This window comes from Allorhizobium ampelinum S4 (genome assembly GCF_000016285.1).
GTDB classification, from domain to species: Bacteria; Pseudomonadota; Alphaproteobacteria; order Rhizobiales; family Rhizobiaceae; genus Allorhizobium; species Allorhizobium ampelinum.
Genome location: NC_011988.1, coordinates 935001 through 950352 on the forward strand (window position 1 = coordinate 935001; position 15352 = coordinate 950352).

Here is a 15352-nt window from a genome sequence, read left to right on the forward strand (position 1 = left end):
GGCTTAGAAGCAGCCATCATTTAAAGAAAGCGTAACAGCTCACTGGTCTAAATAAGGGTCTTTGCGCCGAAAATGTAACGGGGCTAAAGCCATGCACCGAAGCTGAGGATGTGCACGTAAGTGTACGTGGTAGCGGAGCGTTCCGTAAGCCTGTGAAGGGACAGTCGTGAGACATCCTGGAGGTATCGGAAGTGCGAATGTTGACATGAGTAACGATAAAGGGGGTGAGAGACCCCCTCGCCGAAAGACCAAGGGTTCCTGCTTAAAGTTAATCTGAGCAGGGTTAGCCGGCCCCTAAGGCGAGGCAGAAATGCGTAGTCGATGGGAACCACGTTAATATTCGTGGGCCTGGTGGTAGTGACGGATCACACAAATTGTACAGTCTTACTGGATTGATTGTGCAGTGGAGTGGTTCCAGGAAATAGCTCCACCGTATAGACCGTACCCGAAACCGACACAGGTGGTCAGGTAGAGTATACCAAGGCGCTTGAGAGAACTATGTTGAAGGAACTCGGCAAATTGCACGCGTAACTTCGGAAGAAGCGTGACCCCTTTTTACGCAAGTGGAGAGGGGTGGCACAGACCAGGGGGTAGCGACTGTTTATCAAAAACACAGGGCTCTGCGAAGTCGCAAGACGACGTATAGGGTCTGACGCCTGCCCGGTGCTGGAAGGTTAAAAGGAGAGGTGCAAGCTTTGAATTGAAGCCCCAGTAAACGGCGGCCGTAACTATAACGGTCCTAAGGTAGCGAAATTCCTTGTCGGGTAAGTTCCGACCTGCACGAATGGCGTAACGACTTCCCCGCTGTCTCCAACATAGACTCAGTGAAATTGAATTCCCCGTGAAGATGCGGGGTTCCTGCGGTCAGACGGAAAGACCCCGTGCACCTTTACTATAGCTTTACACTGGCATTCGTGTCGGCATGTGTAGGATAGGTGGTAGGCTTTGAAGCTTGGACGCCAGTTCGAGTGGAGCCATCCTTGAAATACCACCCTTATCGTCATGGATGTCTAACCGCGGTCCGTTATCCGGATCCGGGACAGTGTATGGTGGGTAGTTTGACTGGGGCGGTCGCCTCCGAAAGAGTAACGGAGGCGCGCGATGGTGGGCTCAGACCGGTCGGAAATCGGTCGTCGAGTGCAATGGCATAAGCCCGCCTGACTGCGAGACTGACAAGTCGAGCAGAGACGAAAGTCGGTCATAGTGATCCGGTGGTCCCGCGTGGAAGGGCCATCGCTCAACGGATAAAAGGTACGCCGGGGATAACAGGCTGATGACCCCCAAGAGTCCATATCGACGGGGTTGTTTGGCACCTCGATGTCGGCTCATCGCATCCTGGGGCTGGAGCAGGTCCCAAGGGTTTGGCTGTTCGCCAATTAAAGCGGTACGTGAGCTGGGTTCAGAACGTCGTGAGACAGTTCGGTCCCTATCTGCCGTGGGTGTAGGAATATTGACAGGATCTGTCCCTAGTACGAGAGGACCGGGATGGACATATCTCTGGTGGACCTGTTGTCGTGCCAACGGCATAGCAGGGTAGCTATATATGGAATGGATAACCGCTGAAGGCATCTAAGCGGGAAACCAACCTGAAAACGAGTATTCCCTATCAGAGCCGTGGAAGACGACCACGTTGATAGGACGGGTGTGGAAGCAGGGTAACCTGCGAAGCTTACCGTTACTAATAGCTCGATTGGCTTAATCGTTCTCATTGACCATGCTCATCGACTTCGTCGATGAGCCATCTGTTTAGCGCTCACGCATGAGCGGCTCGTATACGAGCCTATGCTCCGCGAGGGCGCCGAACGATCGGCGACGCGCCTTGCGCTTGCGGACTTCGTCCGAAAGTGCCAAGCAAAACGTCGCGGAATGACGTGTTCACACAATAAGAAAACGGGCAATGCCCGCCAGCTTCTCATCAACATTGCCCTTAGCTGACCTGGTGGTCATGGCGGGGCGGCCGCACCCGTTCCCATTCCGAACACGGCCGTGAAACGCCCCTGCGCCAATGGTACTTCGTCTTAAGACGCGGGAGAGTAGGTCGCTGCCAGGTCTGCTAAGCGCAATGTTCATACTCAAATCAATCATCTTCTCTCATAAACATCGGCCCCGCCGAAAACATAAAGGGTCGCTCAAGCGACCCTTATTCCGTTAACGAATAAAAATATATAACGCGGGGTGGAGCAGCCCGGTAGCTCGTCAGGCTCATAACCTGAAGGCCGCAGGTTCAAATCCTGCCCCCGCAACCAATAACTTACATCAATCCCGCAGCCTTAAACGCTGCGGGATTTTTGCGTTTGGGGAATGAGATCCTCCGGGCTTTCAGCGCTGTTTATATGTTACAAGGAAGGGTGCGCACAGTTTCGAACCCGCGGCTTACTCCGCAAGTACTCACGGTTGAGATGATACCGATTTTCGAAATTGCTTTGTGAAACTTTCTAGACGGTTGACGTAGCGCAAAGCGATATAAGCGACCATCAGTCATCTGTGTCTAGAAGGCTTATGTCTTCTGGACATAATTAAGGATGATGGCCATGGCACAGTCTAATTTTGTTTCGAGTGAGAATTCAATCGCACTGGAGGCTTTGCATCGCCAGATAAATGACCTTCGCGCTGACATTGCTGCTCATGCGCAAGATTTGTTGCAAGGTCTGTGCGGCTCGGCGGTGGTTCCCGCGCAACATAGGCCAGCGATTGAGAACCTCTGTCATTATCTTTCACTGCGCCACCGTGACCTTCGTGTTTTGCAGCGCGAGCTGATGTGGAGAGGATTGTCGTCTTTGGGCCGGCTGGAAAGCCGCGTGCTTCCAACCTTGGATGCGGTCTCCGCAGCGCTATCGGGTCTACAAGGTGTTGCGTCACACCTGGAGGAACTGTCAGAGAGTAAATTCTTTGCCGGAGAGCGATCGTTGCGAGTGGCAACAGAGGAATTGTTTGGACCGGCCCGCTCCTCTCGCCGCGGGCGGATCATGGTGACCATGCCAAGCGAGGCTGCTGATCAGCCGGATTTTGTACTTGATCTCGCCAAACGCGGGATGGACATTGCCCGGATCAATTGTGCGCATGATGACGAGAAGGCATGGACAATGATCTCCGGCCACGTCCGCGCGGCGTCAGAGATCATTGGCCATAAGCTGACCGTGTTGATGGATATCGCCGGACCAAAAATTCGCACGGAGACCGTCGCGGGAGAAAAGCGCAAACTTCAGGTCGGGGACCGCCTCAGATTGGTTGCGCAAGGAAAGCCGCGGCCAACGCAGGAGGTTGAGTTTGCGGCGACCGTATCGGTTGCGGAAATCGTCACCCGTGTCGCCGTGGGCCATCGGGTTCGATATGACGACGGTAAGCTTGAAGGTGTCGTTGAAGAAACGGGGCCAAACGAAGCGGTCATTCGTGTAACCCACACCAAAACCGGAGGTGTGAAACTCAAACCCGAAAAGGGTTTAAACCTGCCCGATACAGCGCTTGGTCTTTCGCCGCTAACGACGAAAGACTATTCCGATTTGGCAACAGTTATGACACACGCGGATATGCTGGGCTATTCCTTTGTCAGCCATGCTGATGATATCGACCTTTTGGAGGATGCACTGGCAAAATTTCCGGCCCGTTTGCAGCCGCTTGGCTTGATTGCCAAGATCGAGCAGCCGCAAGCTGTGACCAACCTGCCGGAATTGATCGTGCGAGCTCGATGCCGTAATCGCCCGTTTGCTGTGATGATCGCCAGGGGTGATCTGGCGGCTGAAATCGGCTTTGAGCGGGTAGCGGAAATGCAGGAGGAGTTGCTGTGGCTCTGCGAGGCAGCCGCTGTACCCACCATCTGGGCGACCCAGGTTCTCGAGGATCTTGTCAAAACCGGTCTGCCGTCCCGGGGAGAGATGACCGATGCCGCCATGGCCGCCCGCGCCGAGTGTGTGATGTTGAACAAGGGGCCTGCGGTGGGTGAGGCAGTGAGCCTTCTCGATAGTCTCCTTGCCCGTATGGACGGACATGTGTTCAAGAAGACCCCAACGCTTCGCGCCCTGAAATCATGGTAGCGGGCAATTGCTCGTAGCCATCATCTTGGGGACTTGCCCCTCCCAGCAATAGCGAAGAGGGGCAAGTGTATTCCAATTTACGAATTGCGGGTCGCCGTTACAGCAATCATTCCACGTAGTATTTATTGTATTGCTTGCGGAATTTCTCTGAGCCGCCGAAGTCGCTATAGCGAGTCAGCGTCTGCATGTCTGTCTTGTTCAAGAGAACGCCGAGGACCTTATTGCTGATATGGGGTTCTGCTTCGAGTAGATCGGACACCAGCTTCTTAGGCGTCTTACCCCATTCGACAACGAAGACGAAACCATCTGCCAAGGGGGCGAAGGCCTTGGCATCGACGACTGGGCCAAGCGGCGCAAGATCAACGATGATGTAATCGAACGATTGGCGGACATTTTCGAGCAAGGCATTCATTCCAGGCGATGCGATGAGCTCGTTGGTATGAGCCAGAGATCGGGCTGCCGCGCCGGGAACGATGGGTAGGACGGCAAGTTTCGTTTCCTGGTCGACCTTGATGCAATCCTGCCAGGAGACCTCACCAAGCACGGCCTGCACGAGGCCGGTTTTCGGGGCGGGCTGCAGAAGCCGGCTGAGGCTCGGATTGCGTAAGTCGGCGTCGATCAGCAATGTCCGCTTGCCGCTGGAGGCAAGCAGAACGGCGAAATTTGCTGCAACCGTAGACTTACCTTCGCCAGGAAGTGCCGACAGGACACCGATAACGCGGCTTGTCTTGCCCTGTAGAATAATATCGGTGGCCAGCTTGGTATTGCGCAGGGTTTCTGTGAAGGCGGATCGGGGCGCTTCGATCACGGTTCGCATCATTCTGTCGAGCGATACATTTTCCGCGCCAGGAACGACTGTCGCTCCCTTAGGCGCTTTTTGACGCCAACGGGCAAGTTTGGGATTGATCGGCTTTTTCAACTTGGGACCGAGACGCGGCAGATAACCCAGAGATTTTTGGCCAAGTGTGGTGCGTACGTCGCTTTCCAGCCGGAAATACCGCTCCTGCATTTCCTGAAGAAAGGCTAGCCCGGCACCGGCCATCAGGCCGAGAACCATGGAAAGGGCGATCACCATTGTCTTTTTCGGGCTGGATGGTGAGGCGGGTATGCCAGCCTCCGAGATAACCCGTGCTTTGGCAGCCGGCAGTGATTGGCTTTGGCTGGCCACTTCGTAGCGATTCAGGAAGGCTTCGTAGAGGGTCTTGAGCGCTGACGATTTCTGCTCAAGCTCTCTCAGATGCACAAGCGATCGATTGGCGTCGGAATTGGTGCCGGTCAACTTCTCCAGGCTCCCGCGCAGTGATTGCTCACGCGATCTGGCAACGTCGAATTCATTGCCATAGCTTGACGTCAGTTGTTGCAGTTCCTGGAAAATCTGGCCGCCGACATTGTCTTTTTCAGCCTTCAGCGCTTTGGCCTGGGGATGGGTCGGGCCAAAATTGGCAACGATATCCTGTTCACGCTTTTCGATCGACAAATACCGGCTTCGCAGATCCTGGAGCACCTGATTGGCGCCAGCCTGTCCGGAAACGATGGCATTCTTGACCGCATTTTGCGGGCCTTGCGTGACGATGCTTTTATATTGCTCGTAGCGGGCCTGCGCGCTTGCCGCATCGGCCTGGGCAACGATCAACTGCTTGTTGAGGTCGGTCAACTGTTGTTCGGACATCAGTTCGCCGCCCGTTTGGGTCAGGCCGTTTTCTGCCTTGTATTTCTCAACGTCCAACGAGGCTAGTTGGGCACGCTTTGCCAGGTCGTCCAAGCGACCTTGCAGCCACAGTGTCGCCCGCTCACTGGCGTCGAAATTGGCATTCAACTGATCAGTGAGGAAGGCATCTGCGTAGGCTTTGGTGACTTTCGCCGACAGCAGAGGGTCAGGAGAGCGGTAGGATACGGCAATGACCGCACTGCGCATCACCCGCTCCACGGTGATGTTCTGCTGTAGCATGGCAGCGGCCTTGCCGCGCTTGCCTGCTGCAATTTCCGCATCGGTTAATTTCGGTCCGGGGCTGACCAGTCTCTTTACGGATCGCAACATGTCCTTGACGAAGGAGACTGGCGAGGCAGGAGGATTGGTGACCAGCTCGTTATCGCTGAGCTTGGCCTCATCGACAACCCGCAGGGCCATGCTGTTGGATTTAAGGATTTCCACGGCGCTGGCCAGTTCGGTATCGGCCTGGGAACGGTCACCGGGTGCTGCCTTGTCGTCTTGCGTGTAGCGCGACAGGCTATCATCCAGCAGGATCTGCGTCATCGACGTATAATAGGGTGTCGTGAAGAGCAGATAGGTGACGCCGAGCATCACGAAGAGGGCGATCGACAGACCGACGATCCTGGCCCTGCGCACGGCAATGGTCAGCAGTCTATCAAGATCGATAAAGGAATCGGCTTCAGGCTGCTCCCGTTGCAGAACGGCTTTATAGGGATAACTTCTCTCGTTCATGGGGCGGCTCTTCATAATTCGTTGCGGAACATAGTTTGGTCCAAGGATGTCTCGGCGGCACCAGGCCTGAGCCGGAAACCGGCTTCAAACGTGGTTGAGGCATGGATGGCTGTCAGGAAAACACCTCCGCTGACCTGCCGGGATTCATTTAGGGTTCGTCTCCCGCCAATGCTGTCCGGGCGGGAACTCTTCGTCAGGGCATGGTCTGTCAACGGACAGCTGGACCGCCGCGACTGCTCATGCACATTGGAAAAACTCACACTCATACAGCACTCCAAACCCTTGATCTCGACAGATGCCCGTTTCCCAGCTTCGTTAGGATCGGAATGATCCGACCCTGATCAAGCAAATTGTAGAACAATGTTGATATTCCGGTGCCTCATGTCATTCATGACGAACAAACCAGGCTCAGGCATTTTATATTCAAGCATCGTTGTCGCCTTAAATCGATTTCGGACTTAAGGACTTTGCACTATAGGACGTCTTGGTCCGCCTGAATACGGCATTCATGCGACGGAACCGATTCCTTTAAAAAAGAGTAAACAGCGCAGGTCAAGATCGCTCCGGGTTGGGACAAGGGCGTCATTAATTTTGGTCTTGGCGTGCAAAGATCCATGTCACTTCTCTTTAAAGCAGCGGGTTAGCCCTTGATTGGCGGATCGGCAGAAGAGGTAGCGGCTGTTGATGTCCGGTCTTTCTGCAGGCTCTTTATCAGTCGCCGGAGACGAACGGAGATTGGCATTTTCAGATGGCGCAGCGCCAAGGGATTGGCAAGGGCGGTCTTGAAAACACCCGACACCGATCGTGCCTTGAGACTATCGATCAGATTTATGAAAGCGCGTGCTTCCTTCAGGCTGCGGGTTCGAGCCGTCTGGGCCGCAAGGGCTGCTCCTTTCAGCGGATAGCGTGAGATGAAACCGGCATCGGCGGCCATCATTGCATCGACATGATGGAGACGAAGCACCCGCGAGATCGATCCCTCCCTGATATAATAGAGGTAACCCGCAGTCGGCTCTATCGTACAGATGGCATTCTCGGCCAAGGCCGAAGCCAGCAGCAGATAATCCTCGCCGATCCTGAGGCTCTCGTCGAAACGCAGGCCTTTGTCATTCAGGAAACTGCGCAGGAACACAGGCTTCATATAGCCGAAATTATGCTCGGATCGGAACAGGATGTTGGAGCCGATAAACCGCGCCAGGTCGATTTGGCCGATATGCGCCAGCGCGTCTTCCAGAAACATCGTCCGGCAGGTGCCATTCATGTCGATCACGTCGAGATTATCGACGACGACCTGGGCCTTTTCGTCCTCGGCGCGCTCGATCATTCGAAACAGCCGCATCGGTTTGAATGTATCGTCTGAATCCAGTACGGCGACCCAGCGACCACGGGCGGCATCTATTGCCGCATTCCTGGCACCGCCCGGGCCCTTATTACGCTCCAATGCGATCAAGCGAACGCGGGGATCGGTGAGGGCTGCGACCCGTTCACGGGTATCGTCGGATGAGCAATCGTCGACAACAACAACTTCGACTGTGACATTAACCTGCGACAGCGCGCTTTCAATGGCGCGCTCGATGGTTTCACCGGTATTATAGGCGGCAATCACCACCGTGACGTCGGGGGTCCAGGCGATCATGGCTTGGCAGTCTCCAGCGATCCGTATTGGTGGATTTCACGAAAACCGAGAATGCCGGAGACGGCGCCGAGATGCAGGATGCCGCGCAGGACATAGCGATGACGATGGATCGGCATGAAGACGAAAACCAGTGCGGCGAGAAAGCAGAAAACGGCCTTTGCTCCAGCCATCAGGATTGCCTTGAGTTTCGTCAGGGTTCCCTTGCCTTCAGCCACCAGCCGGCCATGGGTCTGGCCCATGCGGTAGCGGCGCTTGGCCAACCAGTCGAACCGGCTGCGCGATGGGGTCACGGGCTCATGGAGAAGGGCGTTCTCAGCATAGGCGATCCTGCCGCCATTGCGGTATATATAGGTGAAATACTCGGTATCCTCGCCGCCGGTTTTGCCCAGCGCCAAGTTGAAGCGGCGCTCTGCAAGGCGTGGTGAACGCAGATCGAGAAGCACGTTGCAGGTATAGCCGGTACGGATTTCACCGCCGACGAAGACCGGGAATGTCGAGTGAAAGTCACCTTTGCGCATCCATTCCGGTGCGTTGTCACTGTAGCTCGCCCTGACAGGACCAAGAACGGCATCGGCACCGGTTTGGCGGGCGACCCCCAGAAGTTCGGTCAGCCAGCTTTCCGTTGCGGTTTCGTCATCGTCGATAAAGGCGAGGTAATCGGCATCGCTGGCATCCAGGCAGGCATTGCGGGCGATGGATATATTGCCAGCCGGGCAATGGACGTAAATCAGCCCGCAGGGAAGACGCGGGCGCAGGCTATCGACCAAGGATGCGGCGCTGGGCGTCTGGTCATTGTCGGCAACGATGATGCGCAGTGACACACCGGTGGGAACGTCGATCATGGCGAGCGACAACAGAGCTGTCTCAAGCTCCGGCCGGCGGAACGTGCAGATGCCGATATCGATGCGGATGGGATGGGCGGCATTCATGACGCAACCTCTTGGCTGGGCGGCAGCGGATAGGTTTTACGATTGCGAAAATCCAGTATTTCCCGCCAGAAACCGGCTGACCAGGCAAAATGCATGATCATTGCCGAGAGGGCGGCCAGCGGCCCAAGTGGTTGGCGCTCGCCGATGGCGAGCCAGACGCCGTAGCCAAGGCAGGCCAGCGCCCAGACGAGAAGAGGGATGAGTGCGAGCCAGCTGAACACGCACAGCAATGCGAAAACGGCAACCGGTGCCACGGCCAGCGGAATGAGCTGACGCAGGCTTGGACGGGAGCGATGTTTCAGGAAATTCTGGGCGCGACCGCGGCCATAGCCAAAATATTGCCGGTAGAGCGGCAAGGGGCTAGAGCGTGGATAATAGACCATGCTGGTATTGGCGGTCATCCAGACACGAAAGCCGGATTTATTCAGTCGGTAGTCGAATTCCGCATCTTCGTTATGGCGGAACGATTCGTCATAGCCGCCAATCGCTTTATAGGCGGCAATGCGGATCAGGGCGTGATGGCCATGATCCGTCCAGTGACTTTGGGCGCCAGTGCGATGCTTGGAGCCACCGTTGCCGAGCTTGGAATTCTGTGCGAGCGCCGTTGCCTTCTGGAACGTTCCGAAGCCAACCGTCAACATGCCGACCACGACGGAATCGGCCCCGGTTTCCAGGGCCTCTGTCACCAGTGTCTGGCAATAATCGTCTGGATAGGTGCCATGGGCATCGATGCGAATGATATAATCGTAATCGCCGCCGAATTGCGCAACGGTCAAGTTGACGGCGGCGCTCTGGATCTTCTTGGGATTGTCGATCAGCCTGACCTTGGAATTCTCAGCGGAAATGCGCGAGACGATCGCCTGGGTCTGATCGCGGCTACCGCCATCGGCCACGACGATTTCAGCGTTCAGATCTTCAAGCGCCTTGGCCAGATTGGCGATAACGCCCGCGATGTGCTTTTCTTCGTTGAGGCAGGGGATGACGATCAGGCATCTTACGGATTTCAGCTTGTCAGCCATCATGAACGTCTACCTTGTTCGAAAGGGTTGGCTTGGTTGAAAGGATCGGCGCCTTCAGGGCGTTTGAATGCAGAGAACGGGAGGCCACGGGATCTGCAGGAAGTGCCGCAAGTCGTCGCACCAATGTCTCGCAATCGGCTCTGGTGAGCGTGAAGCTGTGAGGATCCTGAGCGGCAACCGCATCGAAGGCGGACTGGTAGCGCTCGGCATTCATGTTTTCAAACAGTGAAACGAGGGACGAGACACTTGCATCAGGCAATTCAAAGCCAATACCCTTGCGGGCCAGGTAGCGTGCTGTCTCAGTTCCCTTCAGGGCAATGGGAACGGTGCCATAGCGACATCCTTCATAGAGCCGGTTCGGCAAAAGCCAGCTTGAATTCTGGCCTTCCTCGTAGAAATCGATGGCCCAGACAAATTGAACCTGCTGGTAGATGCCTGCCAGGTCCTCGGGATTTTTGTAGGGTCCATGAAAATTGACATGCGGTTCACGTGCGACCTGAGCATCGAAATTCTCAAACTCGATATGAGCTGGACGTCCACGCATCTCAACAACTGCCGAACCCTGCATCGACCGGGTGAATTCACCGAGCAGTTTAAGGGATTTCGAACAGCGTAGGGCGCCGAACCAACCAATGCGCCAAGGCTGGCCGGGAGCCGGAACCCGCGGTGTCAGCGCCAGCGGTGCGTCTTGCCCGGACAAGTCGAGCACCTGGTTTTCGAGCAGCATGGTCGGCAGATCGAGACCCGAAAGCGGCTGAAAATACTGTTCGACAAAGGCCGGAGAGCTGGTGATCAACAGGCTTGCCTGGCGACCGAGCCGCGCTTCCAGACCGCGCAGCGATTTGCCGAGCGGATCATTGCGCAGCATCAGCCGATGAATGTCGAGACATTCATAGACCATCGGCACGGCTGCACCGAAAATATGGCGAGCGCGACGGCCTATGGCCAGCATTTCGAGATTACGGGCAATGATCACGTCCGGGCGGGGCAGATGGCCAAGTTTTGCGGCGGCTGACAAGCTGGCTTTCAACACCGTTGCTGCGCGGTGAGCAAAGCGGCCATCGGCGGTTATTCCAAGCTCAATCGGCTGAACACCTTCCACTGCGGCCAATTTGTTTTCATCGCGGCGAAAGCCAGCCAGCATCACGTCCGCGCCACCGGCACGCAACATCATCACCCTGCGGCGAATGGCAGGATCGGCAAGGTCATGCGCAAGGTATAGCACACGTATGGTCATTGGCCCCCTTTGTGCAATTGCGGGGAAACCCTCGCCAGTGAGGATCCGGTTTCCCGCGCTAAATTGCGTCTTCATGGAAAGGTAAGCCACCCATGGCTTACCTCGCCCCCTGTCGTGTTTCAGTTGTGCGGCATGCTTTTCTTGAACCTTACCCGGATCAAGCCATGATGCAGTAGTCTGGCAATGTGGCGTCCCTCTCAACGTAAGGCCGCTCTCACATTGTTTGGTCTCAATTCAGCGTGCAGGCTACCGATTCCGGGAACTGGCACTTATCGCCCAGCGCCGTGAATGCCAGTCGCTCTACGGTCATGGTCTGCGGTCCGGAATAGGAAAACGACCCCATCCAGTCCTTCAATGTATCCGTACCCCAAAGACTGAAGAAGATCTTCTGGCTGTGGCTGGGCAACTTGGCCGGATCGGTCACGTCCTGAACCAGCTTGCCGTTGACATAGTAGCGCAGCCTGTCCTTTTCCCAGACAAAGGCATAATCGTTGAAGCCCTTGTTGGCGCCGTTATCGACGGCAGCCATTTTTTCATTGCCACCCTTGGCCGAGATATACTGGTTGACCTGAACCTCGTTGAGGTTCTTGCCAAGGATCTCGAAGTCGATCTCGTCATGGGGAGTTTTGTCGCGCGGGCCGATAAAGGTGAAAAAAGCCGAATTCAGCCCGGACGCATCGGCGGTTTTCAGGCGCGCCTCATAGGTGCCATAGCTGAAGCGCTGTTTGGTCTGGATTTCGGCGCAGGAATACTGACGCTCGCCCAGGGGCTTGTCGTCAAATGTCAATTCCAGATGGCCATCCTTGATTTTCACGTTCTTCTTGGTCCACGTGCAGTTCTGATGCGGTCCGTTATTCCAGCCGTCGGAAATATACCAGCGTTTTAAATCCAGTTTGTCAAATGTATCGACAAAGGATTGTCCTTCCACTGGTTGCTGGGCATGTGCCGTGGACAGGGTCATCAAAACCGTCGCACCGAAAGCAGAGGCGCAGAGTAGGCGAGAAAACAGACCTCGGAAAAGCGAGGGGTGGTTCATGTCAGTCTCCTTTGCTGAAGGCAAGCGCCCGCCCGGCTGCCACGTTCTTGTTCTTGTCTCTACCGCTTGCATTGCGCTGGCCGGTCATGACCCCGTAAAATCCCGGCGTCAGCCGGATCGCCAGGAAATGGGAGGCAAGCAGCAGGCAGAAGGTGACGGGTAGCGCAAGGACGTAAAAGAGGGGGTAAGGCCCTATATCGAATTTTTGCCAGATCATCCATGCGGTCATCAAGATCGGATAATGCGCACAGAAAATCCAGAAACTAAGTCCGCCGGGTGCGGCGACCAGTGTTTTGCCAAGGCGCGTATTCTTGAGCAGCCGGGTCATTTCCCAGGCTCCCAGGCCGCCAATCACCGTGATCAGACCATATATCACATCAAGCCAGAGTGGGTGCTCGTTAAAGCCAGCTTGATACATGCAGACGAAGACCGCCATGGCCGAGACCAGCACGGCTGCCACAATCGGCAAGGCATAACGGTCGAGCTTGCGGATATCGACATTGTGTATCGCAATCGCCGCACCAGCCGAAAACCCGAGAATGATCGATTTTTTCAGGAAGATCATATTGGGCACCGGTAGGACGACATAAAGCAACAGAACTCCAAGCGTCAGTGCGGGTTGGCGTTTCACCAGGAAGCCAATCAGCGGCGATAGGAGGAAGCAGAGCAGCAGATCACGCAGGAAATAGAGCGGCAGATTGATTGGCCAATCTTCCGTCGCCAGCACCAGGGTAACGAGTTCCCGATAAGACGCGGTCAGTACGCTTGGGAAATATCCTTCGCCATAGCCCAGAGATTGCGTCGTCAGCACATACAGGAAAACGATGCTGTTCCAGAGCAGGAACGGCAGCAATACGCTCACACTTTTTGAGCGCAGCACTTTCCTGTAATCGAAACCGTCCAGCCCTTTGCGAAACATCAGCAAGCCGGAAATCGCACTCAGGCAGGGAACGCCAATGCGAAACAGCATGTCACCGAGAAAGGCGCGCAGCCAATCAAAGGCGCCGTATTGGCCCAGATAGGCGTTCGACTGCGGATCGAAGGGGACATGTACGAAGACAATGCCGACGATCAGCATCAACCGCGCCATATGAATCCGCGCGGAAAGTTCCTGGTCGATCTTCACGATATTCGGTACTCCTGTCTTCAATATCCTCTATCGTCCCCATCACCCCGCAGCCCTTCACAGTATGGGCCAGCACCTTCACATTATGGGAATGTGCCTGTAAAAATGTGGCAGTGCAGCAAAAATTTACCTTTAGTTACTCAATTTTTTGCGGCTCGCTTGGTGAACATAGTTGGGGTTAGTGGGGCGATAACTGGATTTTTTTGATAAAATATTGTAAATTCAATGGTTTAAATTTATGCACGTAAAGCTATGTATCTATTCGCGTCTGCGACTATTTTTTTGTCCATAGCTCGAAAAAAGCTAAGGAATTGCGCCGCCTCCACCATCGGTTTTCCCGGATTAGCGCAGAATGGCTCGATAATGAGGCGGCGCAGAGCAGTTTGCAGGGATTGCCATCATTCCGCAGGTGCGGGGGCAGTGGATCTGCGGTTGCGCACCATGGTTTTCAGTTTTCTCAACAATTCGGCCTCCGTCAGAACAACGAATACACCGTAGATTGTGCCGCCTATCAATCCGCCAATCAATACTTGCAGTACGGGATTGGGGACCAGATACCCATAAAAATGCAGAAGGGCGCGAACCATGCCAGCCATGATCAGAGCGGTGACCATCGGCCGTGTGGAAATAAACATTCCCTTGAGGAAGGGCATCTGGTCGGCGCGGAACACCACCCAGGAATAGCCGAAGAGCACGACGACATTGACGATGCACAGCGCCACCATGGCATCGACCAGGTTTCCGAAAGCTGCGGCAACCGCCACGGCAACGGTGGTGACGATTGCCCGGATGACGGCCCACCAGAACAGCGTACCGCCGTGCCCCACGCCCTTTAGATAGGGAATAAACGTGCTGCAAGGCGTGAGGATGCCCTTCGACAGAGCAAGCAGACCGAGAACCGGCCAGGCCCAGGCCCATTGCGGTCCAAACAGCACCAACATGGCCGGCTCGGCCAATGCCCACATGCCGAACATCATCGGCGCCAGCAGCACGGTCGTCACCTGGGTGCTCAACATCAGCGCCTGTGAGCGGCGATCCCGGTCATGCATCATGGTGCTGAAGGCGGGAAACAGCACGCCCATGACAGCGGACAGGACGACCTGGTTGGGAATGCTGGAAAACCGGTTGGCGGCGGAATAAGCGCCAGCGTCCGACAGGCCGAGATAGCGGGAAATCACCACCATAGGAGACTGGAAGGTGATGAAATTGGCGATTTCCGACCCCATCATGCCGAGGCTGAAGCGACCGAGCGCCAGGATACGACGCGGCTTGAAGGCAAAGCCCGGGACATAACCGGATACATAATAGAGCCCGCAAAGCCGGATGATGGAGGAGGAAAACAATTGCGCCACCAGCGCCATCACCCCATAACCCATCAAGGCCATGCCGACCGCAATCAGTGCGCCGGCTGATTCGGAAATCATGCTCCACAGCGCGTCCTGGCTGAACTGCATGCGCCGGGCCAGGAGAGCATAGGCAACGTCTCCGGTGAGTTGCAGCGGAATGAGCACCGCCATGATGCGCACCAGCGGCGCGGCCTCGACCGCCCCCAGCATGGCCGAAATCGGTTCGGCAAACACGTAAAGGAGGGTTGCCATCAGGCAGGAAATGATCAAATTCGCCCAGAAAACAGAATGGATCGTCTCCGGCTCTTCCTTTTCCTGGATGACCAAAGCTGCACCGAAACCCGCACCGCCGATCATCGCCAGGAATTGCACCACGGTTAGCGCAACGGCGACAGCACCGAATTGATCGGGAGTGAGAATGCGCGCCAGGATCGGGACCGTGACAAATTTAAGCCCGAAAGTGCCTGTCTTGGAAAGGACGCTCCAGCCGACATTCCGGGTTACGGATTTCGCATTGACGGTTGGCGGCATGGGCAAACATCCTTGGGT

Annotated in this window: 9 protein-coding genes, 1 tRNA gene and 2 rRNA genes (1 of these 12 running past the window's edge); 4 read left to right on the forward strand and 8 right to left on the reverse strand. The window is 55.7% G+C overall.

The window, feature by feature from the left end:
* The 4 genes from AVI_RS21255 to AVI_RS21270 form a co-directional block, all read left to right on the forward strand.
* Positions 1–1703 (forward strand): 23S ribosomal RNA (locus tag AVI_RS21255) (it extends 1244 nt beyond the left edge of the window).
* 232 nt (positions 1704–1935) lie between these two features.
* Positions 1936–2050 (forward strand): 5S ribosomal RNA (gene rrf, locus AVI_RS21260).
* A 119-nt stretch (positions 2051–2169) separates the two neighbouring features.
* Positions 2170–2246: transfer RNA gene (locus tag AVI_RS21265), tRNA-Met, on the forward strand.
* A 276-nt stretch (positions 2247–2522) separates the two neighbouring features.
* A complete protein-coding gene (locus AVI_RS21270; protein WP_012654198.1) occupies positions 2523–4031 on the forward strand; it encodes a pyruvate kinase in 1509 nt (502 codons plus the stop codon).
* Between the two features lie 106 nt (positions 4032–4137).
* Here the strand turns inward: AVI_RS21270 and AVI_RS21275 are convergent, their stop codons facing one another.
* The 8 genes from AVI_RS21275 to AVI_RS21310 all read right to left on the reverse strand — a co-directional run bounded on the left by AVI_RS21275 (position 4138) and on the right by AVI_RS21310 (position 15334).
* On the reverse strand, positions 4138–6474 hold the full coding sequence (locus tag AVI_RS21275; RefSeq protein WP_012654199.1) for a polysaccharide biosynthesis tyrosine autokinase: 2337 nt from the start codon (positions 6472–6474) through the stop codon (positions 4138–4140).
* A gap of 640 nt (positions 6475–7114) precedes the next feature.
* On the reverse strand, positions 7115–8110 hold the full coding sequence (locus AVI_RS21280; RefSeq protein ID WP_012654200.1) for a glycosyltransferase family 2 protein: 996 nt from the start codon (positions 8108–8110) through the stop codon (positions 7115–7117).
* Entirely contained in the window at positions 8107–9039 is a 933-nt protein-coding gene (locus AVI_RS21285; RefSeq protein WP_012654201.1) for a glycosyltransferase family 2 protein, read from the reverse strand. Before AVI_RS21285 ends, AVI_RS21280 begins: the two co-directional genes overlap by 4 nt.
* The gene (locus AVI_RS21290; RefSeq protein ID WP_012654202.1) at positions 9036–10061 is read right to left on the reverse strand and encodes a glycosyltransferase family 2 protein; all 1026 of its coding nucleotides are present in this window, start codon (positions 10059–10061) and stop codon (positions 9036–9038) included. Before AVI_RS21290 ends, AVI_RS21285 begins: the two co-directional genes overlap by 4 nt.
* Positions 10051–11295 (reverse strand): glycosyltransferase family protein, encoded by a 1245-nt coding sequence (locus AVI_RS21295; RefSeq protein ID WP_012654203.1) that lies wholly within the window; start codon positions 11293–11295, stop codon positions 10051–10053. Before AVI_RS21295 ends, AVI_RS21290 begins: the two co-directional genes overlap by 11 nt.
* Positions 11296–11524: 229 nt before the next feature.
* Positions 11525–12331: an endo-1,3-1,4-beta-glycanase ExoK gene (exoK, locus tag AVI_RS21300; protein ID WP_012654204.1), complete on the reverse strand. Its 807-nt coding sequence runs from the start codon at positions 12329–12331 to the stop codon at positions 11525–11527.
* Between the two features lies 1 nt (position 12332).
* Positions 12333–13457, reverse strand: coding sequence for an acyltransferase family protein (locus AVI_RS21305; protein ID WP_041698621.1), 1125 nt, complete (start codon positions 13455–13457; stop codon positions 12333–12335).
* A gap of 398 nt (positions 13458–13855) precedes the next feature.
* Positions 13856–15334 (reverse strand): lipopolysaccharide biosynthesis protein, encoded by a 1479-nt coding sequence (locus tag AVI_RS21310; RefSeq protein ID WP_012654206.1) that lies wholly within the window; start codon positions 15332–15334, stop codon positions 13856–13858.
* Positions 15335–15352 lie beyond the last annotated feature (18 nt).

Excerpts from the sequence above, each read along its gene's own strand:
- AVI_RS21270 (WP_012654198.1), top strand. The coding sequence starts at position 2,523 with ATGATGGCCATGGCACAGTCTAATTTTGTTTCGAGTGAGAATTCAATC.
- exoK (WP_012654204.1), bottom strand. The coding sequence starts at position 12,331 with ATGAACCACCCCTCGCTTTTCCGAGGTCTGTTTTCTCGCCTACTCTGC.
- AVI_RS21290 (WP_012654202.1), bottom strand. The coding sequence starts at position 10,061 with ATGATGGCTGACAAGCTGAAATCCGTAAGATGCCTGATCGTCATCCCC.
- AVI_RS21295 (WP_012654203.1), bottom strand. The coding sequence starts at position 11,295 with ATGACCATACGTGTGCTATACCTTGCGCATGACCTTGCCGATCCTGCC.
- AVI_RS21310 (WP_012654206.1), bottom strand. The coding sequence starts at position 15,334 with ATGCCGCCAACCGTCAATGCGAAATCCGTAACCCGGAATGTCGGCTGG.
- AVI_RS21280 (WP_012654200.1), bottom strand. The coding sequence starts at position 8,110 with ATGATCGCCTGGACCCCCGACGTCACGGTGGTGATTGCCGCCTATAAT.
- AVI_RS21285 (WP_012654201.1), bottom strand. The coding sequence starts at position 9,039 with ATGAATGCCGCCCATCCCATCCGCATCGATATCGGCATCTGCACGTTC.
- AVI_RS21275 (WP_012654199.1), bottom strand. The coding sequence starts at position 6,474 with ATGAACGAGAGAAGTTATCCCTATAAAGCCGTTCTGCAACGGGAGCAG.